General features: G+C 62.1%; 23 protein-coding genes and 1 tRNA gene. 1 reads left to right on the forward strand and 23 read right to left on the reverse strand.

The window, feature by feature from the left end:
* Positions 1-6: 6 nt before the first annotated feature.
* The 18 genes from DW211_RS00345 to DW211_RS00425 form a co-directional block, all read right to left on the reverse strand.
* A complete protein-coding gene (locus DW211_RS00345) occupies positions 7-1068 on the reverse strand; it encodes a glycoside hydrolase family 5 protein (RefSeq protein WP_055309641.1) in 1062 nt (353 codons plus the stop codon).
* Between the two features lie 483 nt (positions 1069-1551).
* Positions 1552-1624, reverse strand: a tRNA-Phe gene (locus DW211_RS00350).
* A 123-nt stretch (positions 1625-1747) separates the two neighbouring features.
* Positions 1748-2032 (reverse strand): ribbon-helix-helix domain-containing protein, encoded by a 285-nt coding sequence (locus DW211_RS00355; RefSeq protein WP_035137167.1) that lies wholly within the window; start codon positions 2030-2032, stop codon positions 1748-1750.
* A complete protein-coding gene (locus tag DW211_RS00360; protein ID WP_118258572.1) occupies positions 2007-2297 on the reverse strand; it encodes a hypothetical protein in 291 nt (96 codons plus the stop codon). The genes DW211_RS00355 and DW211_RS00360 overlap by 26 nt, the downstream gene beginning before the upstream one ends.
* A 58-nt stretch (positions 2298-2355) precedes the next feature.
* Positions 2356-2715 (reverse strand): DUF192 domain-containing protein, encoded by a 360-nt coding sequence (locus DW211_RS00365; RefSeq protein ID WP_226790440.1) that lies wholly within the window; start codon positions 2713-2715, stop codon positions 2356-2358.
* Positions 2712-3188 (reverse strand): TadE/TadG family type IV pilus assembly protein, encoded by a 477-nt coding sequence (locus DW211_RS00370; protein ID WP_117563701.1) that lies wholly within the window; start codon positions 3186-3188, stop codon positions 2712-2714. Before DW211_RS00370 ends, DW211_RS00365 begins: the two co-directional genes overlap by 4 nt.
* The gene (locus tag DW211_RS00375) at positions 3188-5248 is read right to left on the reverse strand and encodes a hypothetical protein (protein WP_117736229.1); all 2061 of its coding nucleotides are present in this window, start codon (positions 5246-5248) and stop codon (positions 3188-3190) included. The genes DW211_RS00370 and DW211_RS00375 overlap by 1 nt, the downstream gene beginning before the upstream one ends.
* Positions 5249-5312: 64 nt before the next feature.
* A complete protein-coding gene (locus tag DW211_RS00380) occupies positions 5313-5810 on the reverse strand; it encodes a TadE/TadG family type IV pilus assembly protein (RefSeq protein WP_233504138.1) in 498 nt (165 codons plus the stop codon).
* Positions 5785-6003, reverse strand: a complete 219-nt coding sequence (locus tag DW211_RS10075) for a hypothetical protein (RefSeq protein WP_158555276.1) — start codon at positions 6001-6003, stop codon at positions 5785-5787. The genes DW211_RS00380 and DW211_RS10075 overlap by 26 nt, the downstream gene beginning before the upstream one ends.
* Before the next feature lies 1 nt (position 6004).
* Positions 6005-6568 (reverse strand): hypothetical protein, encoded by a 564-nt coding sequence (locus DW211_RS00385; protein ID WP_147326459.1) that lies wholly within the window; start codon positions 6566-6568, stop codon positions 6005-6007.
* Positions 6532-6765 carry a hypothetical protein gene (locus DW211_RS00390; RefSeq protein WP_117628991.1) on the reverse strand — a complete coding sequence of 78 codons (234 nt, stop codon included), beginning with the start codon at positions 6763-6765 and terminating at the stop codon, positions 6532-6534. Before DW211_RS00390 ends, DW211_RS00385 begins: the two co-directional genes overlap by 37 nt.
* A gap of 10 nt (positions 6766-6775) precedes the next feature.
* Entirely contained in the window at positions 6776-7417 is a 642-nt protein-coding gene (locus DW211_RS00395; RefSeq protein ID WP_055250542.1) for a type II secretion system F family protein, read from the reverse strand.
* Positions 7414-8340 carry a type II secretion system F family protein gene (locus DW211_RS00400; RefSeq protein WP_118258573.1) on the reverse strand — a complete coding sequence of 309 codons (927 nt, stop codon included), beginning with the start codon at positions 8338-8340 and terminating at the stop codon, positions 7414-7416. Before DW211_RS00400 ends, DW211_RS00395 begins: the two co-directional genes overlap by 4 nt.
* Positions 8313-9641 carry a CpaF family protein gene (locus tag DW211_RS00405; RefSeq protein ID WP_117655487.1) on the reverse strand — a complete coding sequence of 443 codons (1329 nt, stop codon included), beginning with the start codon at positions 9639-9641 and terminating at the stop codon, positions 8313-8315. The genes DW211_RS00400 and DW211_RS00405 overlap by 28 nt, the downstream gene beginning before the upstream one ends.
* Complete coding sequence (locus tag DW211_RS00410; protein WP_118258575.1) at positions 9638-11287, reverse strand: P-loop NTPase; 1650 nt, start codon at positions 11285-11287, stop codon at positions 9638-9640. The genes DW211_RS00405 and DW211_RS00410 overlap by 4 nt, the downstream gene beginning before the upstream one ends.
* Entirely contained in the window at positions 11287-11946 is a 660-nt protein-coding gene (cpaB, locus tag DW211_RS00415) for a Flp pilus assembly protein CpaB (protein WP_233540904.1), read from the reverse strand. Before cpaB ends, DW211_RS00410 begins: the two co-directional genes overlap by 1 nt.
* A 252-nt stretch (positions 11947-12198) precedes the next feature.
* Positions 12199-13152 carry a ribosome small subunit-dependent GTPase A gene (gene rsgA / locus DW211_RS00420; RefSeq protein ID WP_172674589.1) on the reverse strand — a complete coding sequence of 318 codons (954 nt, stop codon included), beginning with the start codon at positions 13150-13152 and terminating at the stop codon, positions 12199-12201.
* A 470-nt stretch (positions 13153-13622) separates the two neighbouring features.
* On the reverse strand, positions 13623-16304 hold the full coding sequence (locus DW211_RS00425; RefSeq protein WP_118258577.1) for a cation-translocating P-type ATPase: 2682 nt from the start codon (positions 16302-16304) through the stop codon (positions 13623-13625).
* A 442-nt stretch (positions 16305-16746) separates the two neighbouring features.
* Here DW211_RS00425 and pyk point away from each other — a divergent pair, with 442 nt between their 5' ends.
* Positions 16747-18207 carry a pyruvate kinase gene (pyk, locus tag DW211_RS00430; RefSeq protein WP_089572705.1) on the forward strand — a complete coding sequence of 487 codons (1461 nt, stop codon included), beginning with the start codon at positions 16747-16749 and terminating at the stop codon, positions 18205-18207.
* A gap of 202 nt (positions 18208-18409) precedes the next feature.
* Here the strand turns inward: pyk and DW211_RS00435 are convergent, their stop codons facing one another.
* The 5 genes from DW211_RS00435 to pheT form a co-directional block, all read right to left on the reverse strand.
* The gene (locus DW211_RS00435) at positions 18410-19258 is read right to left on the reverse strand and encodes a hypothetical protein (RefSeq protein WP_118258578.1); all 849 of its coding nucleotides are present in this window, start codon (positions 19256-19258) and stop codon (positions 18410-18412) included.
* An 80-nt stretch (positions 19259-19338) separates the two neighbouring features.
* Positions 19339-20109 (reverse strand): energy-coupling factor ABC transporter ATP-binding protein, encoded by a 771-nt coding sequence (locus DW211_RS00440; RefSeq protein ID WP_233540905.1) that lies wholly within the window; start codon positions 20107-20109, stop codon positions 19339-19341.
* Between the two features lie 44 nt (positions 20110-20153).
* Positions 20154-20990, reverse strand: coding sequence for an energy-coupling factor transporter transmembrane protein EcfT (locus DW211_RS00445; RefSeq protein WP_117786095.1), 837 nt, complete (start codon positions 20988-20990; stop codon positions 20154-20156).
* Positions 20968-22050, reverse strand: coding sequence for a cobalt transporter CbiM (cbiM, locus tag DW211_RS00450; RefSeq protein ID WP_118258581.1), 1083 nt, complete (start codon positions 22048-22050; stop codon positions 20968-20970). The genes DW211_RS00445 and cbiM overlap by 23 nt, the downstream gene beginning before the upstream one ends.
* 326 nt (positions 22051-22376) lie before the next feature.
* On the reverse strand, positions 22377-24830 hold the full coding sequence (gene pheT / locus DW211_RS00455; protein WP_118258583.1) for a phenylalanine--tRNA ligase subunit beta: 2454 nt from the start codon (positions 24828-24830) through the stop codon (positions 22377-22379).
* Positions 24831-24954 lie beyond the last annotated feature (124 nt).

Consider the following 24954-nt stretch of genomic DNA (forward strand, 5'->3'; position numbering starts at 1 on the left):
ATCAACCTATTCAATCATGCCGCGCTCGAGCGTACCGAGCGCCGCGCGGGCGTCCCATGCTGCAATGCGCTTCTCGGTCTTCCACGTTTGGAAGAACCAACCGGCAGCCGGCGCAAACGAAGCCAGCTGGTTGGCGATAAACACGCGCTCGTAGGCATTGCGGCCCTCGGGCGTAACCGACGAGTTGGCAAAGATCGCCGCGCCCGACCATTCGCCCACCAGCACGGGGAACCCAGTCGAAATCGCTTCTTTAAGCTCGCGCTTGTTACGCGAAATCGCCGTCGTCAGCCCGCGAGGGCTCGTGATGTCGAGCGCATACTCGTCGCGGTAATGGTACAGGTGAAGGTCCATGTAGACGTTCTTGTACTTGGCGCCGCGCATAAAATGCTTCCACTCGCTGGGATGCCCCGACGACGAGAAGACGACGATCTTATCCTCGGGCATATACGAACGGACGAGCTCGTAGGCATCGCGATAGAAATTGCGCAGGTAGTGAGCAGGAATGCCATCCGTCATGGTGAAGAGGCTCTTGCGAACGCTCATCTGCGGCGTGTCCAGCAGCTCAATGCCCAGCAGGCTCTCGGCCTCGCCATAGCGATCGGCCAAGCGCTCGAGCACGTCGAGTGCGACATGACGGCCGTTGGTGGACGAATGCCACTCGGCAACAGCCTCCGGCGTGGTGGGCGAATCGTTGGAATCGCCCTGGCCACCGGGCACGGTTGCCAGATCGAGCAGCACGCGGATGTCGTACTTGGCAGCCCACTCAATTGCGCGGTCGATGTAATCGACAACCGATATGTAGGAGGCATCGGACTCCTGTGAGCCAAAGGCATACCAGGGCACCGGCAGACGCACGGCATTGAGACCGATCTGCGCCATGCGGCGAAAATCGTCCTCGCTCACAAACGTCTCGTAATGGCGGCGCATGCGCTCGTTATAGGCGGCGGTACCCATGGCCTCCTGTAGCTCAGCCGCGTTGGATGCACCGGTCGCCGCGTACAGCGACGGGGTCACCCAAGGCTCGGGAATAAACCAGCCAGAGAGATTAACGCCGAGTATCCTCTCCATCACTGCCCCCTTCGGATCATGCAGGTCGAACCCGCATCGTATTGCGTAGGATAAGTATCGTTTTGAGTATACCCGCGTGTGCGGACAGGCGACCGAACGGTCTGCAAAGTGACGCGAAAGTGGGAGGAATGTCTGGGAGCAGACGGACTCGGAATGGTGCGACGAGGTGTGTACGCGCGCCGGAGGCAGGCACCGGAAAGTGTGTCCCGTTCTGAGCCCTTATTCTGGGACGCAGTTTCCGCAGAACCCTACATAAAAGAAAAGGACCCCTTTGCAGAGGTCCTAGTCAATTCAAGGTGGCGGGGAAGGGAATCGCGTCCGCGCGCTGCGCGGACGGACCGCTGCGGCGCTTACGCGCCTTGCGAGCTACGCTGGCAAACGCTTGCGCGTTTCCTCAGCTCCGCGCCCTCACGGGGTTCGATTCCGTGCAGGGTCCATATAAAAGAAAAGGACCCCTTTGCAGAGGTCCTAGTCAATTCAAGGTGGCGGGGAAGGGAATCGAACCCCTGACACGAGGATTTTCAGTCCTCTGCTCTACCAACTGAGCTACCCAGCCATTTGAGGTGTGCCTTGTTTCAAGGCTTGATTAGTATAACCAAGGACGCGTTCCGGTCAACCGAGAATTTCAAAAAAGTTTTTGAGCACAGCCTCGGTTCTTTAAATCGGCACGTCAGAGGCATCAGCCGGCAGCAAGAAGTTTTTCGCTCAGAGCCGCACGGGCAAACTCACTTGGCGTCATCCCCTCGGCAGCCGCCCGTCGACGAATGGCCTCCTTCATTCCCAGAGGAATCTTGACCGACAGCGTTGCCGTCCCCTCACCTGAGAGTGGGGGCCGTCCATGCACGATCCCACCAACGGTGTGTTCGCCATCCGGAAACTCTCCGCGCTCGTACGACTCGCACCACGCGTCAATCATTTCATCCGTTACAACCTGACCATTAGCGGCCGTATACGTCTTGCCCATCATCGACCCCTTTGCCGAGCCCGTTCAATCTCCTGCCAAAATTTCTTCTGGACTGGAGACAAGGCATGAATGATAAGCCCCCACGGACAAGCTCGACCGCGACAAGCTCCACGCTTCGTCCGTCTGGGAGCCATCCAATCGCAAGCCATCTCGGCGGCTCGTCCTTCGCCTCGCGACGAATGCACTCAGTAACCGCAAGCCAAGCGCTAAGCACCTGCTTTTCCGTCAGGTGCTTTTTAGCGTTGGGATGGATCTCAACATCCATGCATCTTCTCCTCCATCTTACCCAATTTCGTATGACGAAAGTCCGCTGTCGCCAATTCTTAAGCCGGCACGCGTTGGAGAGCAGGGGTCGAAACAATGATTGAAGGACGCTCTAGTACGGCCCAGGCGCCGGGGCAGGAGCACATACGCCAGGGACGTACGTTTTCGTAGCATACGAGGACATAGCCACGTGCATCGATAAAGGCGATATCGATGGGATAGGCCATAAAACACGTATGGACCGAAGAGCAGCGTGGAAATGCCATGACGAGCGGCAGACCGTTGGCGGCAACCGGACACCGTCCCAGCATGCCGCGCAGGCGCACGGCAAACGACTCCGCCACCGCAAACTCGGCCGGCGTCCAGCCCAGCCTATTGAGTGCCCGCGCGTAGGCGATGTAGGACGAGACCGCGGTCACATGACCACCCCCGGACGCCATGGATCGACCGTCACCGCGCGCTCGTGCGACAACGTTGTCGGCGCCCCCAGCGGAACGCCAGCGATGCTGAGAGAAGTCGGCCACGGCTCATAGTGCATGGTGCAGGTGTAGGTCCTAAACGTACCGGATAGGGAGAGCAGGCCACCATCCGATGCCTCCGCGCCTTGCTCGCTCGACACTTCGATCTGCAAGTCATAGCCTTCCATGGCATTCAGAATTTGAGTCCGGACCGTCGCCGAGGCATCGACAGAGCTTTCGTCGCCCTCCCCGCTCGGCGCCACGGCGTGCGCCAACACGATGTCGGGCACCACGCGGTCGAAGCGCGCGACAGCGCTGGCATAGATCATGACGTTGTATACGATGAGTGCCAGCACCAGCAAAACGGGCGTAACCACTGCTATCTCCACCGTCGCTTGGGCGCGCTCCTCGCGCAGACGCATGCGGATACTCATTACGACCCACCGCCCAGAGCGCCAACCAGCGTGGCGACATCGACGGTGAGCGGGATGGAGCCGCCGCCGGGCAGAGGAATCTCCGCAAGCGTGAACACCGTACCGCTGATGGTGCGTTCGACTTGATATTCCAACGCCTCGCAAAGCGCCTTGGGATCGGTCACGCCCAACGGAATACTTCGCAGTTTGTCTTGCGCTTGAGAGAGGCCAGCAATGTCAGACCCCGGGCTCTTAATGACGTTGGCGGAATCAGTCAGCACCGGCTTTCGCAGGCGCAAGTCGCACGGTTCCAAACCCAGCGCCGCCACGGACGCCGAAACGGTATCGCCGAGCCACGATGCAATGGAGCCCAACGCGCCGCTGCCCCCTCCTAGGCCTTTAATCATCTCGTCCATAAGTTCGTCGGCCGAACCTTGGATGTCTCCGTATCCCACAAGCAGCCGTCCCCAGACATCCATGACGCCGTCGAGCACGCCGGCAACGCCGCCCGAGCGTTCCTTCAATGTCGAGAAAAATCGCGAAAGCACGTTGTTTTGCGCCGTCGCCCCATCGGGCGCCAGCACCGCGGCAGAGATGGCACCGCGATCGCCAAGTCTGACTGCCGTGTTAAACGAAGAGTTGAGTTCATCGGAGCTCGAGATGGCACCCGAAACCGCAAAGGCAACCACGCCGTTGCGACCGGGCGGAGCGATACGCGGGCGCTCACCGGAAAGTTCTTTGATGGCGGTATCGAACGCATTGCCCGCACGGTCGGCTTCGTCCTCGGTCTGACGCTCGAGCTCGAGCTCCTTGTTGCGACAGTCGACGTAGTCCTCCAGGGCGTCTTTAAACTTGTCAAAGTGATACTCGAAGCCGTTTTCGATAGAGGTTGAAGGCGCCGCAACAGCACCAAGCGACAAAACGCCAAAATGGCATTTGCTGCATTTATCCTGTCCATCGTAATCGGCAACCGAAGCAAATCCGCTCGGCGTCCCTTTCTTATAGTTAGGGCAGGTCGTCCCGTAATGCAGATACGCCTTGTCATCGTTCACGCTAGTCGGCCACACCGCATCGGTATAGAGTTCCGTCGCCCGAACCTCATCAGAGTTGCGCGGCAGCAGCGGAATATAGGAGGAAACCCTGTCTCCGTTCTCGGTTATATATGCCCGATCGACCTCCGCGTTCGCATAGGTATAAAACGCCTTACGCGCCGCAGACTCTGCCTTCATCTCGACACTCGAGCCCTGGGGCTTCTCATTTGTCAGACGCCAATGGTAGTAGTCCTTCGCGCGATCAAGGGCAACTTGAGGCTCCCACGTAACGCTCGATGAGTAATGCGGATTTTGAACACCGGAGAGATCCGTTAGGCTTTTCGCGCGCTCCCACATGCAAGAACAGCTGCCGACCGAGCCCTTGTCAGACCCACCACAATCCGCCAGCCAAGCACGCTCTTTAGCCTTCGCCGTGTCCTCAGAAGCCTTCCGCAGCTCCTCGGCCGCACGCTCTAAATCATCTGATGTGTCTTTAATGGTATCGGTCGAGATCTCTGACCCTTTGATCGCAGCGAAGTCCGACTCGGATGTCCTGGGCACGGCAAGCGCCGTACCGGTATAGGTCACACTATCGGTATCCTGCGCCGACACCGCCTGCGTGGCACGCGCGGCGATCAGATACGGCAGAGCCGTCTCGATTTTCTGTAAGCCTTCCGATGCGCTTTTGGCAAACTTGTTGCGCGTTTTAATGATCTCGATCCCGGTGTCGACCATATTGCCGGCAACCGGCTCGGCACCCGGGATGAGGATGGCGACCAGGCCCGTCCCGATCGTGGCAAACCCCGCCAGCCCCAGACTCAAGATACTCGCATCAACCACCGTGGCAGCCGTGTGATAGGACGACACCACGTTGGCACCCGCCAGCGCGCCGCTATCAGCCGCCACCTGGGTGTCCCCGGCACGCGACATGCTCCATATCGCCGCGGTCGACGAAAACAACAATGTGAGCACCACTAGGATGACCACGGCAGAAGAAAGCGTGGTATAGGCACCGTCTTCGATAAACAGATCGACACCGGCTCGACCCATAAAGCCACCTCGCTTGCAATGGCAACTCGGACGGCGCGTCAAAACGCGTCTAGACCAGAAACGCTTAATCCCATGTAGCAATCCACGAATCATAATCTCCCTCCAGCCATTCGGGACGCGATTGATACGAGACATCGACCTTGAGCTCAACGTAGCCGCCCTCGGCGGTACCACCCATAGCCTGCGCAAACGCACCGATCACGGGCAACGGCTTGACCTCGCCGGAAACGGACACGGACGAGACGCCACCCGCACCGGCCCGGCCAAGCTCGATATCCCACGACAGCGGCCCGCCGGCATGAAAAATCGAAACGTTGGGCACTGCGGCAAGCCGGCGGCGGGTGAACTCCTTAAGATCGTCGTCCTCCGCCGTCGTCGTGGTCATGAGCCGCGCGGTCTCGGCGGCGGCAGACTCCATGACCGCGCGCGTATAGAGCAGGCACACCGGTTGCAGTGCGAGAAGGATGAGCGTCAGAAACGTCGGCAGCAAAAAAGCGGCCTCGACCGTAGACTGCGCCCGGTCCTCGCGCGCGATATCAATACAGCGCGATGTCCTTAGCACCCGCAGCAGCGTCGACAACCGATGTCGAGGTGACGCCGTGAGACGCCGCCCGCTCGACCAGCGCCGCCAAGCGCCCATCGGTGCCAGCACGCCAAAGTCCCGCAATCGCCAGCACGATCGATAACAGCGCCACCGTGACGATGGCGTATTCCACAGTCGCTTGGGCAACCTCCTCACGCAGAACGCCATGCATTTCACGACCCCTCCTTTGAGCTTATTGTTTGCGGGACCAGGCGCACGGCGCGCAGACGACACGAAGCATCGCCAGTATCCGCAGCAACCGTCACCATATCGACCCAGCCGCGTCCGTCACGCACGATGGCGCCCCACACGTTTCCCTTGATGTCGAGATAGCCGCTCAGAGCAAGTTGCGCCGTGGGTACCTCGCGATAGGAACGCAGCATATCCGCCGCCGCTTCGGTCATCGGTCGGTCCTCGGACCATGCAAGCCGGACCACAATCGCGTTGCCCCCAGGCGAATCCGTCGCAGTGCCAGACCGCTTGTCGAGCGTCCGCAGAAAGGTTTGCGCCGTGACAGCGACATCCGAATCGTCCGCATCTCGCATCTCATCTTTTTGAGACGCCACCGCCGAATCTGAGCCCAAATCGGAGGCGGTCCCAGGACGCTGCTGCCGCGCGGCGTTAAGCCCCCAAAGCACCGCCGCTATCGCCACGGTCAGGCAAGCAAACACCAGCAGCACCCCGACGGGGCGCTCGCCCTCTACAGGCTGTTGATGCCCTCGCTGATAGCGTTCCATAGATCTTGGACCTTGCCCTTAAATGCGACGATGGCGATAATCGCGATCACCACGAGCACGCCGACCAAGATGGCATACTCGGTGGTACCCTGCGCACTCTCCTCCTGCAATAGTTCCTTGGCGCGCTGACGAACATGTGCCGCCCGGCAAAACGCCCAGCCCTGCACCTTGCCAGCAGTGTCAGTCATCGTGTTCATGTATTCCTCCCTACATCATCCCGCCTGCTCCCAGCAGCGGGCCCAATATGGACAGAAGCAACGCCGGCAAGATGAGCGTGCCGGTGGGAATCAGCAGCTTGACGGGCGCACGCTCGATCTCGCGCTCGACCGCGGCGCGATGAGCCGCACGGATCTCGCGACTTTGAGCGGCCAGCGTCTCGGCAAGTGGGGCACCCAGGGCGAGCGCCTGCCCCACCGTGATGGCAAAGGTCTCGAGCGCTCGCACGTCCAGGTCGCGCGCGGCGGCCAACAACTCGTCCTCACGCGTGCCCACGCCCACCTGCCACGCCATGCAGGCGCGCTCAAGGCGAAGAGCCAGCACTGACCGGCGGTTGGCGCAGAAAATCTCAAGCGCCGCATCAAACGAAAGACCGGCCGAAAGACCCAAGCGCACAACATCGATCATCTCGGAAACTTCGCCGAGCGACACTCGCGCCGGGCCGCCCGCTCCAACCGCGCCCTTCACTCGCGCGGTCAGAGCATCGACCACCGAGCGACCCGCGGCAGCGACCAGCACCGCCTCGCGCTTGCAGGCCCCTGCGATCTTGCGTGCATCCGCCCGATCCAAACCCGTCGCGACAAATACACTCAGGGCGCACAGGCAAGCCGCAACTGCAACCGGGGCGCTCATAGCTCCACCCGCATAATGCGCCGGATAACCACCAGGGCAACGGCGTTGAGGGCAAGACCCAGCACCACAGCGCCCGCGCCGGCGGGCGTCGCAAGACCGCGACGAAAATCTGCCGAAAGCAGCGCCAACACCGCGCACATGCCCGCCGGCATCGCCGCGACCATATGCGCAGACATGCGAGCCTGCGACGTCTTAACATCCAGGCGGCGCTTGAGCTCAATGCGCTCCCCCACCATGCTCGACGCCTCGGACAGTAAGTCGGCAAGCGGAGCGCCGGTGCGCTGAGACACCTTAAGCGCCAAGGTCACAAGCGAAAGACCGGGGGCGTCGATACGCACGAGCAAGTCATCGAGCGCGTCGGTCGCCGAGATGCCGCAATCGATCGCCGCCGCCACCCGCAAAAACTCGGTATGCACTGGCTCTTGCGCATGAGCGCCCACAAAGCGCATGCCCTGGGCCAGCGAATGTCCCGAGGCAAGCGACATGGAAAGTGCGGTAAACGCCTCGGGCATTGCCTCTTCTGCATCGTGTTGCTCGCGCCGGCTCTCAAAGCCATCCCAAGCGGCACCAACGGCAAACGGAGCAACAAGTCCCGAGGCAAATCCGAGGGGCGATAACGACACCATCGTTAGTAAAACGCAGCAGACACCGCTCGATAGCAGCAGAAACGCCAAACGTCCCGAAGCATCTTCGATCACGAGGCCAAGGCGATGCGCCGGAGCCAGCGATGCCCACGAACGGGCGATCTTTTTCAGCAGATCGTTTTCCACCAGCTCACGCGGCAGCTTCTCTGCCACCGTCTCGAGCGCCTGACGTGCCAGCTCCGCCGGCGGTACCTGCGGCACACGAGGTTCCACTCCGCACGCCTTCGCGACAGAAAGCCCTGCCAAGCCCCCTACGACGAGGGGCACAGTGATCTCCATTCGTCCACCTCCTCTTGTGTGAGCGTCCCCGACCGCAGGCCTTCTGCGATAAACGGCGGCTCGCGGTCAAGCGTCCAGGTGCGCTCGGCGGCATCGAACGTCACATAGCGCTCGAGCTCTACGCCACCCGATGCGGCGCGTCGCACCCCCGAATACGAGGAGACGAAACGCCTGCCATCGGCGTGGCGCTCGGACATCACGATGCCGTCGAGCGCCATGGCAATCTGCTCCTCGATGAGCTCGCTCGGCAGATCGATGCCATAACGTGCAAGCAACGTCAGACGCACCACGGTCTCCTGTTCTGAACCCGCATGAAGTGTGGTGAGCGACCCGTCGTGGCCCGTGTTCATGGCCTGCAACATGTCGCAGCACTCGGCACCGCGCACCTCGCCCACCACGATGCGGTCGGGGCGCATGCGTAGGGCATTAGTTACCAGGTCGCGGATCGTCACCGCGCCCTCGCCCTCAATTGAAGCCTCGCGCGCCTCTAAGCGCACCACGTGCGGATGATGCGCAAACTTGAGCTCGGCAGAGTCCTCGATCGTCACGATGCGCTCGCCGGTGGAAATCTCACATGACAACGCGTTGAGCAGGGTGGTCTTACCAGATCCCGTGCCTCCCGCAACCGCCAGGTCCTGTCGCAGCGACACCGCACACGACAGCAGCTGCGCATACCAAAGCGGCAGCGACCCCAGCCCCACAAGCTCGTCCAGCGAGCAGATACGGTCCGAGAACTTTCGGATGGTGAGAATCGGTCCGTCAATCGCCACAGGCGGAATCACCGCGTTGACGCGATAGCCCGTTTTGAGGCGGGCGTTGACGATGGGGCTGCGCTCGTCGATACGGCGGCCAAGTGGCGAGATAATGCGGTCGATAAGCACACGGATCTGCTCATCATCCTCAAACGCATGCTCGATGGGGTACAAGACGCCGCCGCGTTCAAAGAAAGCCGAGCGGCAGCCGTTGATCATGATCTCGGTAACGGTGTCGTCCTCGATGAGCGGCTGCAACGGCCCCAAGCCCACCACGTCATCCAAGATCTCGTCGATGATGGTCTCGCGCTCGGGCGTCGCGAGATCGGTCGACTCCTCAACATTGAGCGCCGCCTCCACCGCAGGACGCAATTCCGAGCGGGCAAGTGCCGGGTCGATATAGGCGCTGATACGCGCCACTTCGTCGTAACCCATGCGGTCCATCACGGCGCGCTTGGTGCGTCGTTTCACCGCGCGGCGACGCCCCGCATCTACAGGCGCTGCCGCCGCTGCAGCGCCGGCAGCCTTAATCCTCGTTTGCAGGCTCATCGCTGATCACCCTCGCGCGACCAGGGAAGGCGGATACGCGGGCGTTCGGTACGCGTTGCACGGTCGGCGACCATATCGCTCCAAGGGCCGACGGCGCACCCCAGTTCCACGAGCATCTCGCGCGTGGCCTCGCGCATGCTAGTCGCAAAAGCGCTGGTCTGCCCCACCGCCTCGTCAGCGCGCCCAAACGCCATGAGCGCGGCGAGATCCTGCCCGCCATCGGCGATACGAATCTTGGAGCTCAACGCACAGGCAATCTCAAAGCGCATGGCGACGTCCTCGTCTGCCCCGCGCGCACCGAACCGGTTGAACACGGCGCTCATGCGCGTGCGCGGCACACCTACTCGACTTGCCAGTTCGATGACGCGCGACGCCGATGTCGCGGACGACACCGCCGCATCGCCAACGACCAGGCAACGGTCGCTCGCCGCCACCGCAGCCGCCACGGCGTCGCCCCAAAAGACCGAGGTATCGATAAAGACCACGTCCGATTCGCGACGCAGAACATCAAGCAGTAGCTCCACCGGACGCGCCATGAGCTCGGCTTGCTCGGGCGCCGCGACGGGACCCCAGAGCGTAACGCCCGGCGCCACGCGCATCGATGTGGCTACGATATCCGGCTCGGTGAGCGTGCCCGCCGCCGACGGCTCGATAAGTGCCGCCATATCGCGCGGAGCATCGACGCCTAACAAGTCGTAAAGGTTTCCAAACATCAGGTCCAGGTCGAGCACGGCGGCACGCAAGCCCAACAGCGACGATGTGTGTGCCATGGTGGCAACGATCGTCGACTTGCCGCAACCGCCCGAACCCGAAATAGCGCAGATGACCGGAGCTCGATGCGGCGGAGCGGCAGCGTCTGCCGGCGGCATCGGAGGCGGCGGGGCGGGCGTCGGTGGCAGCGCCCCCGTCTCCCCCGCCGCAACCACACGCTGCGTCCAAGCCGGCATGGCAGCTTGTTCGGTCTGCGAGGCAGGCTCGTTCTGCGCAATCTGCTCATGCTGCATTAGCGACAACTCGCCGCACCCGGCAAAGCCCTCAAGTTCGTCGAGTTCATCCACCAGATTCACGCCGTGCACGTATCCCATATCTACAGCCGGGGAGTCGCCAGCATGCTGCGCCGGCCCTCCAGCGTCATCGCATACAAGGGGGTTCCGGGGGCGCCGACCATGCTCGGCTTCCGCTTTTCCATAATCATCAACACGCGGGCCTCTTGTAGCGCGAGGCGCCCCGGGTTCCCTATCAACAAAAGCATCGGGCTCAATCGTCATGCGCCGATCGGAATCAACCGCTCCCTCGCCCGCACGCCCGTTGCCGCATATACTGTGCGCAGCGATGACCTCGGTCGCCCCCGCGCGAAACAGCCCCTCGATATCCGACGGATCGAGCGCTTCTATCAACACGACCACGCGACTCACGCGGCCTTCGGCCGTCAGGCGCGCAACAGTCTTGCGCACATCTTCGGTATCAAACAGAGACGCCGCGATGATGGCAGCCCCGCGGCGCGACGGAAACGCCCGCGCCATGGAAACCAGCCCGTCCAGGTCACCCACGCGAAGCACCTGTGCACCCACATCACGGCCCTCGACTTCCCGCTGCAACAGCCCGTAATCGCCGCACGCGCAGCACGCAAGCCAGATCGCCTTCATCACTCGTCGCCTCCGCTCTTTTTGCCGCGCGCCGTGGCGGGAATCGTCAAGCTGACCGTTCCCTTGCCCGAGGCTCCCAGCAGTTCCTTGACGTCTTCGGGGTCAGCCGCCAGCGTCACCCATTCGATCTTGCCCTCGCGCGTGGAACCGGAATCCTCACTGGTATCGATCACGTACGCGCCGCACAGCCGATCGGTTACGCCGTCTTTTTGCACGTACACGTCCACGTAGCTGCCCACGCCCGCAGCACCGCCGACCGAGTGCTCGGCATCGACCGCCACCGAAACGGCGACCTTGCCCTTAGGTACCTCGAGCATGTGGCTCTCGGCCTTGGTGTAGACATTGCAGATCACGGCGTTTTTGGGAATACGCGAAGTCGTCACGTCGCCGCGCACCTGGCGTAGCTCGGTCGCCGCGTCACGCGGCAGCAGACTCGTCAGCCACTCCTGGGTTATGACATTGGTCTCATCGAGGGTCTCACCCACATCGATATCGCGCGCCGCGACGCATACCTCGACGCGATCGCCACCGTACTTGGCCAAGGTCTCAGCCTGGACCTGTTCGGCTTGCGAGCGGATCGACGAGCCGTAAACCATGCAGAGCAGAGCAGCGAGCACGCCCGCGACCAGACTGATGGCGATGCGCTTGCTCTTGTTCACGGCCGCTCCTCTCATGGCAGTGCCGGGCGAATGCCCGTACCACCATTGTCTGGGCGGCCAGAGTGCAAAGCGGCGCAATCGCAATCTTGGTTTTCGATGTCAAACCAATCGCTGACCAAAAGCTGACCAGCCCGTCAAGCTCGTGGCAAGGTTTTGGTCAGCACGTCAGCAAACTGCATGTTTCGAGGCTTTTCCGCAGCAAAAAAGCCGTCTCCCGAACAGTTGGGAGACGGCTGTCATAGGAAAAATCAATTACAGATGGACATCGGGATCGAGCATTTGAGCGCTCACGCGCATGGATGACGCCAGATTTTGGAAAGTTTCCAGACGCAGGCTGTCGATCTGCCCGGCGTCCTCGGCCTCGCGAACGGCGCAACCCGGTTCGTGGGTATGCGTGCAGTCGCCAAACCGGCACGCACGCGATGCCTCGACAATCTCGGGGAAGGCGCGTGCCAGACCCCGCTCGTGACCCACGAGCGGCAAGCTGCGCAGACCCGGGGCATCGGCGATCACGCCGGCGTCGCCCGGCAGCGCCACCATCACGCGCGCGACGGTAGTGTGACGGCCCTGGTCGTCGCGTTCGCGCACACCGCCGGTCGCCAACGTATCGTGGCCCAGCAGTGCATTGAGCAGCGTCGACTTGCCGGCACCCGACTCGCCCAGAATCATGGCGCAGCTCCCGGCAGGCACGCAGGCACGGACCTCGTCCAGACCGCGGCCCTCGGCAGAAGACGTCACGATCACGCGCACGTCCGGACCCACCAGACGGCGCACGCGGTCCAGATCGCGCTCGAGCTCCCCGGCATCGCAGCGGTCAGCCTTGGTGAGCACCACCACCGGCTCGGCATCGCAGTCGAGCGCCAACACCAGCGAGCGCGCCACACGGTCGAGCAGCACCTCGCCGGCACCGAGCGCCTGCACGATTAGCACGCTATCCACGTTGGAGCAGAGCACCTGGCGCTCTCCGCGGGCACGGCCGCGCCAACGCTCAAAGCTCGTACGGCGCGGCAGTACGCATTCAATCACGCCCATATCGTGCCCGGGAGCGCGGCGCACCGCCACACGATCGCCCACGGCAGGCAGCAGGACCTCGTCCCCACCGCGCGACTTGGCAAATCCCACGGCATGCTCGGCGCGGAAGGTATCGTCGGCAGTCGCCACCAGCGGAAACCCACGATCCAAGCGCACCACGGCGCCAAGCTGCATCTGCTCGGGCTCCTCGGCATGTGCGCAGAAATCATCAAAGGCAGCCTGCTGAGCTTCATCGACCGGCAGGTCATCGAACGCCGGAACGTCCTGCAGCGCGTCGAGTCCCGGCACGCTCGCCAGCAGCTCCTCGGCAGACGCGGGAGCCTCGGTCGCGAGCTTCCGACGACGATCGCGCTTAGCCCGCGCCCCCGTCGTCTTTTTCTTCGCTTTAGCCTTAGCCTTGCCCACAAGCGCCTCCCAGCACCACAAATCACAACTGAGCAGGTATTTTAAATCAAAAAGAGCTGGCCGGGCAAAGCCCGACCAGCTCACAAACTTTCCCTCAGCCCTTATCATCCGCGCGAGGAAAGGCGGCGGAGTCACCGCAGGGCCCGCCCCGGAAGCCCTTTCTCCCGAACGATCCCGCAGCGCGAAGCGCGAGGACCAGTGAGGGAGAAAGGGCGTGGGGCGGGCCCGGGCAGGTTAATCTACTCCTTTTCGACCGCGCGCATGATTGCCTTGTAGATCTCCATCAGCGGGATGATCAGGAAGGCCAGGCCCAGGGCAGCGACAACGCCCTTGAGCTCAAGCGTCACGGGGCCAAAGAACATCTCGGCAAGCGTCGGCTGCACGGTTACGATCACCGTCAGCACCAGCGCCAGCGCGGCGGAAGCCCACAGCCACTTGTTCTGCTTCTTCATGGTGAACAGCGACGCACGACGGCTGCGCATATTGAAGCAGTGGAAAATCTCAACCATGTTGAGCGTGATGAACGCCATCATCACGCCTTCCTCGTCGGCATTGCCGGCGATCATATCGGCGATATGGATGTAGCCCATGTCAAAGTACACGCCCACAAAGAAGCTCGCCAGCACCAGCACGGTGATGATTAGGCCCTGGACCACACAGTCCAGACCCATATGTCCGGCAAAGACACCGTCCTTGGCGTTGCGCGGCTTGCGCTTCATGATGTCGCCCTCGGCATCCTCCATGCCAAGCGCGAGCGCGGGGAAGCAGTCGGTGACCAGGTTCACCCACAGCAGCTGCACCGGCTGGAAGATGGTAAAGCCGATGAGCGTGGCGATAAACACCGAGAACACCTCGGCAAGGTTGGCCGAAAGCAGGAACTGGATGACCTTGCGGATGTTGTCGTAGATGCGACGGCCCTCTTCGCAGGCACCGATGATGGTGGCAAAGTTATCGTCGGCGAGCACCATGTCGGCGACGTTCTTGGTGACGTCGGTACCAGTAATGCCCATGCCCACGCCGATGTCGGCGCGCTTGATGGACGGGGCGTCGTTGACGCCGTCGCCCGTCATGGCCACGATCTGGTCGCGCGACTTCCAAGCCTCGACGATGCGTGTCTTGTGCTCGGGTTGGACGCGGGCGTACACGCCGTAGTCCTCGATGTGCGCGTCGAGCTCCTCGTCGCTCATGCGATCGAGGTCGGCACCGGTGATGGCATGGCTGCGATCGGTGACGATGCCCAGCTGCTTGGCGATGGCCACGGCGGTGTCGATGTGGTCGCCCGTGATCATGACGGTGCGGATACCGGCATCGTGCGCCTCGCGGATGGCGTCGGCGACCTCGGGGCGGACAGGGTCAATCATGCCGGACAGGCCGCAGAAGACCAGGTCGTGCTCGAGCGCAGCGAGGCTGCAGTCGCTCGGGACCTCGGTGTAGGTGCGGCTTGCCAGCGCCAGCACGCGCAGAGCCTCGTCGGCCATGGCCTTGTTGGCGGCCACGAGCTCGGCGCGACGCTCCTCGGTCAGCGGGACGACCTTTTCGCCCTCGTAGATATGGGTGCACAGGCCGATCACCACGTCGGGCGCGCCCTTGGTGTACTGCTCGTACTCGCCATCCAGGGTCTCGACGATCACGGACATCATCTTGCGGCCCGAGTCGAACGGGGCCTCGCCCACGCGCGGATGCTCGGCAGTCAGGCCGGTGAGGCCAGCCTTGCCGGCGTCGTTGACGAGCGCGCACTCGGTCGGCTCGCCCACGGCCTCGCCCAGCTCCTCGTCCCACTGGGCATCGGAGCAAAGGGCCATACCGGCCAGGAACTTCTCCTTAGGCGCAGCGAGCTCGTGCTTGACGACGGTCATCTTGTTTTGGGTAAGGGTACCGGTCTTGTCGGAGCAGATGGTCTGCGTGCAGCCGAGAGTCTCGACGGCAGAGAGCTTGCGGATGATTGCCTGGCGCTTAGCCATCTTGGTCACGCCAAGCGAAAGGACGATGGTCACGACGGCGACCAGGCCCTCGGGGATGGCAGCGACGGCGAGCGAGACGGCGACCATAAAGGTATCGAGCAGGGCGGTCGGGTCGGTAAGAACGTTGCCCACGCCGTGGCGGAGGATGTCAACGCCAAAGATGACGACGCAGATGACGATCACCATGATGGTGAGGATGCGGCTGAGCTCGGCGAGCTTCACTTGCAACGGCGTGAGCTCTTCCTTGGCCTCGGCCAGGGCGCCGGCGATCTTGCCCATCTCGGTGTTCATGCCGGTGCCGACCACGACGGCGCGACCACGGCCGTACACGACGGTGGAGCCCATATAGCACATGTTCTTACGGTCGCCGAGCGGCACGTCATCGGTGCCCGCAGCGAGCTCGATCACGTTGGCGTGCTTCTCTACGGGCACGGACTCGCCGGTGAGCGCGGCCTCTTCGATCTTCATCGTGGCGCTCTCGAGCACGCGGCAGTCGGCCGGGACGGAGTCGCCCGCCTCGAGCATGATCACGTCGCCGGGCACGAGCTCGGCGCTCGGCAGGTGCACGAGCTTGCCGTCGCGCAGCACCTTGGACTGCGCCGCACTCATCTCCTGCAGGGCCTCGAGGGCCTCCTCGCTCTTGGCTTCCTGGACCACGCCCAGCACCGAGTTGACGATAACGACGAACATGATGATGGCAACATCGGCAAAGTCGGGCTCGCCCTTGACCATGCCCGTGAGCGCACTGATGACGGCGGCAACGATCAGCATGATGACCATGGGGTCGGCCATCTGCTCAAAGAAACGCTTCCACAGCGGCGTCTTCTCGGCTTCCTCGAGCTTGTTAGGGCCTGTCTTGGCGAGGCGCGAAGACGCCTCGTCGTTGCTCAGGCCGAGGTTCTCATCGACACCTTGGTCGCTGAGCACCTCCGCCGCGGCGGACAGGTATTCCTTTTGCATATAGAGTCCCCTCCTGGGATTCGGGCCACTCAGCAGATTGATGCCCGATCATAATTCCCAGGAGAAGGGCAAGGGCTCATCAAGGCTGCCGTGCTGAGCGGCAGTTGATAGTGGAGCTATGGTACCCCAAAGAGACGCGTCTAGCCAAAACAATCGGTTTGGAAATATGGTCCGCACGCAACGGTGCAGACCGTGTGATGCTCAACATTGGTAAAACGTTTTTTCTTCGGCACATCGCCAAACTGACATATCGCCCAGATAGCAGCGGTTGGAGTGGTTGGTAAAGATTTTTCATATACCGTTTTTCCCGCAAAAAATGAACTTCCATTTCGGCATACGGTCGATTTTTTGGGGTATTCGGTCGGCATTTCGTTATAATCATCTCGGTTTTATTTCTTATGGTTTATCTATCAGCGCAAGACGATGTCAGATGGAGGTCTGAATGTACAAGCGCACTAAGATTGTATGCACCATGGGTCCCGCCTGCGATAGCGACGAGACCATCCGCGAGATGATCAAGGCGGGCATGAACGTCGCCCGTTTTAACTTCTCGCACGGCTCCTACGACGAGCACCACGGTCGCATCGAGCGCGTCCGCCGTATTTCCAAGGAGCTCGGTCTGCCTGTCGGCATCCTGCTCGACACCAAGGGCCCCGAGGTCCGCACCGGCCTTCTGGTCGACGGCAAGAAGGTTGCCGTCAAGACCGGCGATAAGATCGTCGTCACCGCTCAGCCTACGTCCGAGGATTTCCACGGCACCGCTGAGCACATCTCCCTCGACTACCTGGCTCTGCCCTCCGAGGTCGAGAAGGGCTCCCTCATCCTGATCGATGACGGCCTGGTTGCCCTCGAGGTCGAGTCCGTCGACGGCCAGGACATGACCTGCGTCGTCAAGAATGACGGCCTGATCGGCGAGCGCAAGGGCGTCAACATGCCCAACGTCAACATCTCGCTGCCCGCCATCACCGAGCGCGATCGTCAGGACATCCTCTTTGGCCTGACCGAGAACATCGACTACATCGCCGCTTCCTTCATCCGTGACGGCGAGTCCGTCCGTGGCATCCGCAAGCTTTGCCGCGAGAACGGCGGCGAGCACGTGACGATCTTCCCGAAGATCGAGTGCGCCCTGGGCGTCGAGAACTTCGACGAGATCCTCGAGGCTTCCGACGGCATCATGGTCGCCCGTGGCGACCTGGGCATCGAGATCAAGCCCGAGCTCGTTCCCCACATCCAGAAGGAGATCATCGCCAAGTGCAACGCGGCCTACAAGCCCGTTATCACCGCTACGCAGATGCTCGACTCCATGCAGCAGAACCCGCGCCCGACGCGCGCCGAGGTTGCCGACGTTGCTAACGCCATTTACGACGGCACCGACGCCGTCATGCTGTCCGGCGAGTCCGCTGCCGGTAAGTACCCGGTCGAGGCCGTTAAGATGCAGGCCAGCATTGCTCTCGAGACCGAGAAGTACCTCCCGGCCCACGCTCCGCTCGAGGTTCCGGCCGACGCTCATGGCACCCGCGTCGTCAACAACGTTGTGGGTATGTCCGCTGTGAACATGGCTACCACCGTTGGCGCCAAGTGCATCACCGTGCCGACGACCACCGGTCGTACCGCTCGCCTGATCTCGCACTTCCGTCCCAACATGCCGATCTGCGCGTTCTCCCGCCACGAGTGGGCCGTCCAGCAGATGATCATGTACTGGGGCGTTATCCCGCACCAGGCCGAGATTACCCAGGGCACCGTCAACGGCACGATTGTCAAGGCAATCGAGACCGCTAAGGAGCTCGGCTACGTCGAGGCCGGCGATTTGACCGTCGCTACCGCCGGCGATCCCCGCATGAGCGTCCAGCTCGAGGACAAGGTCTCCTCGACCAACGTCGCTTACGTCGCTCAGGTGCGCTAAATCGCACTTGCAAGCAGATTTGCATTGCAAAGGGCCCGGAAGGCTTCGCCTTCCGGGCCCTTTTTTAAACCTTCTTCGTATGCCGCTTCATCGTTTTGTGTTCAGTCGCGAACCTTTCCGATGCCGAGCGTACCACCGAAGATGCCCTGCGACGGGAGCTGTTGGTCAATTGGGATGAACTGTTCACCGTTAAGCCGGTCGGCTAGCAGCTAGCGATCAGGGGGACTGCGGGAACGTCAGAAGCGGCAACGCGAGTCGCAAAGCCCACCTCGGTCAGCTCGATGACCTCGGTAAACGTTGCATCGAAAAACTCCTCAGTTAGCAGGCGGTATGGCGGATGATCGGGCTCACCGGGGTTTTCGCGCACAATCTCGTGCATAACGCCGATGGTCTTGAGCACATACTCCTTATGGATGGGATACTGCCCAAAACGCGTCGCCGCAGTATACAGACGATCGGTCGCACGCGGGATGGAAACAATGCCGAGCGTCTTACCAAACCAGTCAAAGTCACCTTGCTTTTTAATGCGGAATTCCTCGCACGGCTTGCCGCCGTGCGCCTCCAGGTACTGATTCACGCGCGTATTCCATACGGTATCGGCCACCAGATGCGACCAGACGCCCAGCGTTAAATCGAGCAACGACTGCGCCACATCTTCGGACGCAAGCGAGAACTCACAGGCGCCGGGACCGACAACCGGCTCGGCATCCCTGTAGCGCTGGGGATAGTGCACGCGATTCAGTCGCTCGCGTTCCTCGATAATCGAGGTCGCCGCGGCCGGCGCACCGGTGGGCGAACTTTTAAGCAACGGTGCCACATAGGTATCCCAGAACTCATGCTCACGAGGCTTAGGGATAGGCTCGGGCTTGGCAAAGTGCGTAATGCGGTACGGGATGGGATCGGCAATGCCGGGAACCATATAGCCCACAAAAATGTCCGGAACCACGCAACCAAACAAAAAGGCATTGCGATCACGCACGCTATCGGCAAGCGCACTGGTGCGCTCCAGCAAACGCTCCGTCTGAGCGATATGAATGTTCCAGCTTGGCATAGCCACCCCCATAAAAAACCTGGATAACTATACCATCACGGCAAAGCCGCGCGGGCGGCTACGCATCCCCTACGCAGCAACTATTCCGCAGCACCGCTCTCGGTTCCATACGATGGCATGGGCGCCTCGACCACGTGATGATATCGGTCGATATAGATGGCGCGGGCACCCAGGCGTCGTACCAAATCCTGATGGTGTGTGCTCATTAAGACCGTCTTGCCGGCAGCAACATAAGCCAGCAAAAAGCTGACCACGATGTCGCACGAATCCTCATCGAGTCCGTTGGTAGGCTCGTCGAGCACCAGGATATCGGGGTTCATCGACACGACGGCCGCCAGCGCCACACGCTTTTTTTGCCCGCCCGAAAGCTGATAGGGCGAGGCATCGACCAGATCGGAAACCTGGAACAGCTCCATGGCATCGCGAACGCGGCACTTAAGCTCGTCTGTCGACAGCCCCATTTGAGCCGGGCCAAAGGCGACCTCCTCGCCTACCGTGGCGCAAAACAGCTGGGCATCGGCATTTTGAAACACGAAGCCTACGCGCTGGTGAAAGCGCTGGGAAGCCACGGAATCCTTTAGAAACGCCGCGTCGACCGCATGCCCGTCGAACAGGTACGCACCCGCGTCTGCGAGCTCAAGACCGTTAATAAGGCGCATAATCGTCGTCTTACCGCAGCCGTTGGGACCGAGTAGGGCAACGAGTTCACCACGATCGACCTGCAGCGACACACCATCGACAACCGTATGCCCCGCATAGGAGAACAGCACGTCGCGAAACTCGATGAGCGGCACGCTCTTGGCGCCAGTAGCACCGCTCGCGCCCATCACGCCATTCGTATCGTTTGCCAAAACGTCGCCCTTCCCTATCCACATCGACGGCTCGGCCGCCCGCGCTACAGCACCGCGCACAACACGGCGAGCAGCACCACGACGACCGCATAGACCGCATCGCGCCAGCCAAAGCCGCTCCGCGCGGGAGTCGGATACGCACCGGCAAAGCCACGGCAAAGCATAGCCTCGTCCATCGCGCGGCTGCATTCCATCGCCTTGATAAAGGTCATGCCCATGATACCCGCGATCGAATCGGTACGCGAAAAACCCGCAGGCGCACGACCCACACTGCGCAGCATGACCGATTCGGTCAGATCGTGCGCCGTGCGTCCCAGCACCTCGATGTGCTTGAGCGCCATATCAAACGTAAAGATGACCTCGTCGGGCAGCTGTAGCGTCTTGAGCGCCGCCGACATGCGGCTCCAGGTGAGCGTCCACGAAACGCCCAGCACGAACGACACGTTAATGAACGTCTTGAGCGCGATCTTGAGCATGGCGCCCGCGGCAGAAGCGCCCAGCAGCAGGGCGGGCAGTGCCAGAACCACCGCAAGCCCCGTGGCGCCGAGCGCCGGTACAAAGGTCGCACGCAGCCCGCGTACGGGGCGCACGGCAACGAGCACCAGCGCGATGGCCGCCATCAACATGAGGTACAGCGGGCTCTGCGTCAGACACACGCACAGGACGCAAACGAACATCCCCACCAGGCGCACCGGAGCCGAAACGCAAGAAAGGGCGCGGTCGACCATCGACCCGCCCTCGTGCGCGCCTCCACCCAGGCGAACCCGCTCAAGCAGGCTCGCCAGGTGCAGGACATTCTTTTGCATCACACGATGCCGAGCCCCCGCGGGCTCGTAACGCTCCTCGGCCGCAAGCCAACTAGGCAGCTCGGCTATTGCCATGAGCACCGCTTTCCTTGACCGTCAGCGAGACCAGGCGGAATGTGATGGTGAGCACCGCCACGCCAATCACGCCCGAAAGAATATACATCACAGCCTGGCCGGCAAAGCCAAGGCCCTGCTCCTCGGAATAGGCCTGCAGATAATCGCCCGTGGGCAGGGCGTCGGCAAAGGTCGGGGTGTCGAGGCCGACCGAAGCCTGCAGGCTGTCGTCGCCAGCCTCCTGAACGGCGGTCGCGGCGCCCTCGGCGTCCCACTCACCCCAGGCGTCACCGGTGGCGAGCAAGCCGAGCGGCGTAGCCACGACAAGCACGGCGACCAGAATGAGCGTGGGAATCAGGGAAGTCTTCTTGGCGGTACCATCGGCGGCAAGCTGGCCATCGGCGGCTTCGGGGCCGACGATAATGCTCGGCGCCGTCTTCTTAATGAAGCCGTAGATGGCGGCCGTCGCCACGCCCTCGATCACGCCGGCAACCAGCATATGCGGGATCAACATGGCCGGAATAGCCACGGACAGCGGGAAGGGGCAGTACAGAGGGGCGCCCGAAGCGTTGGTGAAGAGCATCGGCTGAATACCAAACTCGATTGCCGCGCACAGGGCCGCCAGGCACAGGCCGACCCAACCGCTCACGATGGCAGAAACCGAGGTGCCCCAGCTCTTGTCGTGCAGACGGCTGTTGAGCGCACGGAACACGATAGCAGCGACAAACGGCAGCACAAAGGCCATGTTAAAGCAGTTGGCGCCAAACGACAGAACGCCGCCGTCGCCAAACAGCAGCGCCTGCAGCGCCAGAGCGACCGAGACAGCGATAGCCGCGGCCTCGGGGCCCAGCAGCAGCGCGATGAGTGCGCCGCCGACGGCGTGACCAGTGGTACCGCCGGGCAGCGGAACGTTGAACATCATGAGCAAGAAGGAGAATGCGGCGCAGATGCCCAGGAACGCCATATGCTCGCGATCGAGCGTGGCGCGCACCTTTTTGATGCAGTGAACCCATACGGGCACCATCGCCACCGCCATAACGGCATCGGTCTGCGGGGACAGATAATTATCGGGAATATGCATGAGCCCTCTCAATCAGAACGTTGTGTGTTACGTTTCCAACAATCCGTAACACCGACTCTGCATACTAACAAAAAGGCGCACCGCCCACAACGCAGCACGCCCTTGCAATACGTACGTTATTAGCCCAGGTCCACGCACCGCCCAATAAAGGGCCCATGCACTCCCAACTTTCCGGTCACCCGGAAGAAGGTGCGATCCGCTCGCAACAAGGTTAACGCAGGAACCCGCCCCCGAGAGGGGTTTTCTAAGGCAACATCCCGCAGCCGCGAAGTGGCGAGGACGTTGCCGTGAAAACCCCGCAGGGGGCGGGTTCCGAACAGCAAAGATTACGAGCGGACTTCGCCGTTTACGCCCTTGCACACCTTGGTGACGATCTTCTGGTGCGCCTTCTCGACCTCTTCGCTAGTAAGCGTGTGGTCGTCCGAGCGATACGTGAGCGCAAAGGCCATGGACTTCTTGCCCTTGCCGATACGAACCGGATCGCGGTAGACATCGAACAGGCGCACGCCCTCGAGCAGCTTGCCGCCGGCGCTGGTAATACGGCGCTCAAGATCCTCGCAGGTCACGGCATTGTCGACCACAATGGCAAGGTCGTGCTCAACGGCCGGGTACTGCGAGAACTCGCGGTAGTTCTCCTGGTTGCGGGCGCCCTTGATCAGCTTGTCCAGGTCAAGCTCAAAGGCAACGACAACCTCGTCGATGCCGCAGGCCTCGCGCGCCTCGGGGTGGATCTCGCCGACCCAACCCAGCACGGTGCCGCCGGACAGAACCTCGGCCGCACGACCCGGCTGCAAAAAGGCATAGCCCTCGCCCTCGACGGGACGGAAGCGAACCTTCTCGATGCGCAGCTGGGCGAGCAGCTCCTCGACGATACCCTTGCCAAAGAAGAAACGCAGTTTACGGTACTTCATGTTCCAAGACTGCTCGCTCCACTGGCCCGAGAGCACACCCGCGACGGACTTGGTCTCCTTGGGCAGGCTGGCGTTCTCGCGACCGTGGAACAGGCTGCCGACCTCGTACAGGTGCACGTTGGGCGTACCGTGCGCCTCGTTGTAGGCCACGGACTGCAGCAGGCCCGGCAGCAGCGAACGACGCATCTCGGTCTGCTCGGCCACCAGCGGGTTCATGAGCACCACGGGGCAGCCGCGACCCTCGGTGGGCATGCCGATCTTCTCCAGGTCGCCCGGGGCGGCAAAGCCAAAGGTCGTGGTCTCGTTGAGGCCGCAGGCGCGCAGGATCTCGCCGACCTTGCGGGTGAGCTTCTGCTCGCGGGTCAGGCCGCCGATGTGGTTCTTGGCAGCCGGGATGGTCGCCGTCACACGGCCCATGCCCCATAGGCGCAGGACCTCCTCGATCAGGTCAATCTCGCGCGGCAGGTCGGGACGGAAGCTCGGCGGGGTAACCATAAAGTCCTCGCCGTCGCGCTCGACGGTGCAGCCCAGACGGGTAAGCGAACGCTCGATAAAATCGGGCTCGATGTCGGCACCGCAGATGGCATGCACGCGGGCCAGGCGCAGCTTGATGCTGTCGATGGTCTTGGGCGCGGGGAAAACATCGACATAGCCGGGAGCAACCTCGCCGCCGGCGATCTCCTCGATGAGCGCGCAGGTAACGTTGGCGACATCCACGCAGCCAGTCTCGTCAACCTGGCGCTCAAAGCGAATGGAGGCGTCGGAGATAAGCGACAGATCGCGGCTGGTGTGCGAGGTGCGACCGGCGTTGAAGCAAGCGCTCTCGACCATCACGTCGACGGTGTCGTCCTCGATCTCGGAATCCATGCCGCCCATAACGCCGGCCAACGCCACGGGGCGCTCGCCGTCGGTGATAAGGCCCATGCCGGCGTCGAGCACGCGCTCTTCGCCATCGAGCGTCGTGAATTTCTTATCCTGCTGGGCGGCGCGAACCACCACGCGACGGTGGCCATCGCGCTCGGCAAAGGTGTCCAGGTCAAAGGCGTGCAGCGGCTGACCGGTGAGCATCATCACGTAGTTGGTGATGTCGACGATGTTGTTGTGCGGACGCACGCCCAGGGCGTTAAGGCGCTTGACCATCCAGTCGGGCGACGGGCCGACCTTCACGTTGCGCACGATGCGGGCGACATAGCGGTCGCACAGGCCCTCGTCGGCAATCTCGACGGAAAGCTCGTCGTCGGTCGCGCGGCCAGTCTCCGCCTTGATGGCGGGCAGCTCCACGTGGAAATCGCGGTCGAAAATGGCACCGGTCTCGCGGGCCATGCCGATCATGGACAGGCAATCGGGACGGTTGGGCGTGATCTCGCAGTCGAGCACAGTATCACTCGAGCCCACGTACTCGGCAAACGGCATACCGCAGGGCGTGTCCTCGGGCAGAATCATGATGCCGGAGTGGTCGCCACCCAGGCCGAGCTCGCGCGCGGAGCAGTTCATGCCCATGGACACGACGCCGCGAAGCTTGCTCTTCTTGATCTTGACGTCGCCGGGAAGCACAGCGCCGATCATGGCCGTGACGACGTGGTCGCCGGCCTCGAAGTTCTGCGCACCGCAGACGATCTGCAGCGGGGCGGGGTTGCCGTCGGCGTCGAGGTTCTTGTCACCCACGTCGACCGAGCATACATACATATGGTCGCTATCGGGATGCGGGGTCTTGGTGAGCACCTTGGCGGTCACCACGTGGTCGAAGGACTCGCCCACGGTATCGATCGCCTCGACCTCGGTGCCGGTACGGATATATTCGTCCGAAAGGGTCTTGGGATCCTCCGGAATATCGATCATGGTCTTGAGCCAGTCGTAAGAAACGCGCATCTAACTGGTCTCCTTTCATAAATGCGGCTTTGAGCCAAAAACTGCAACGGAGACGGGTTTTCCAAGTGCCGCAGATTGCCTTGAAAGAGGAGGGCCGCGTACTTAGGTACGCAACCGACGATTG

It is taken from the genome of Collinsella sp. AM18-10 (genome assembly GCF_003471585.1).
Taxonomy (GTDB): Bacteria; Actinomycetota; Coriobacteriia; order Coriobacteriales; family Coriobacteriaceae; genus Collinsella.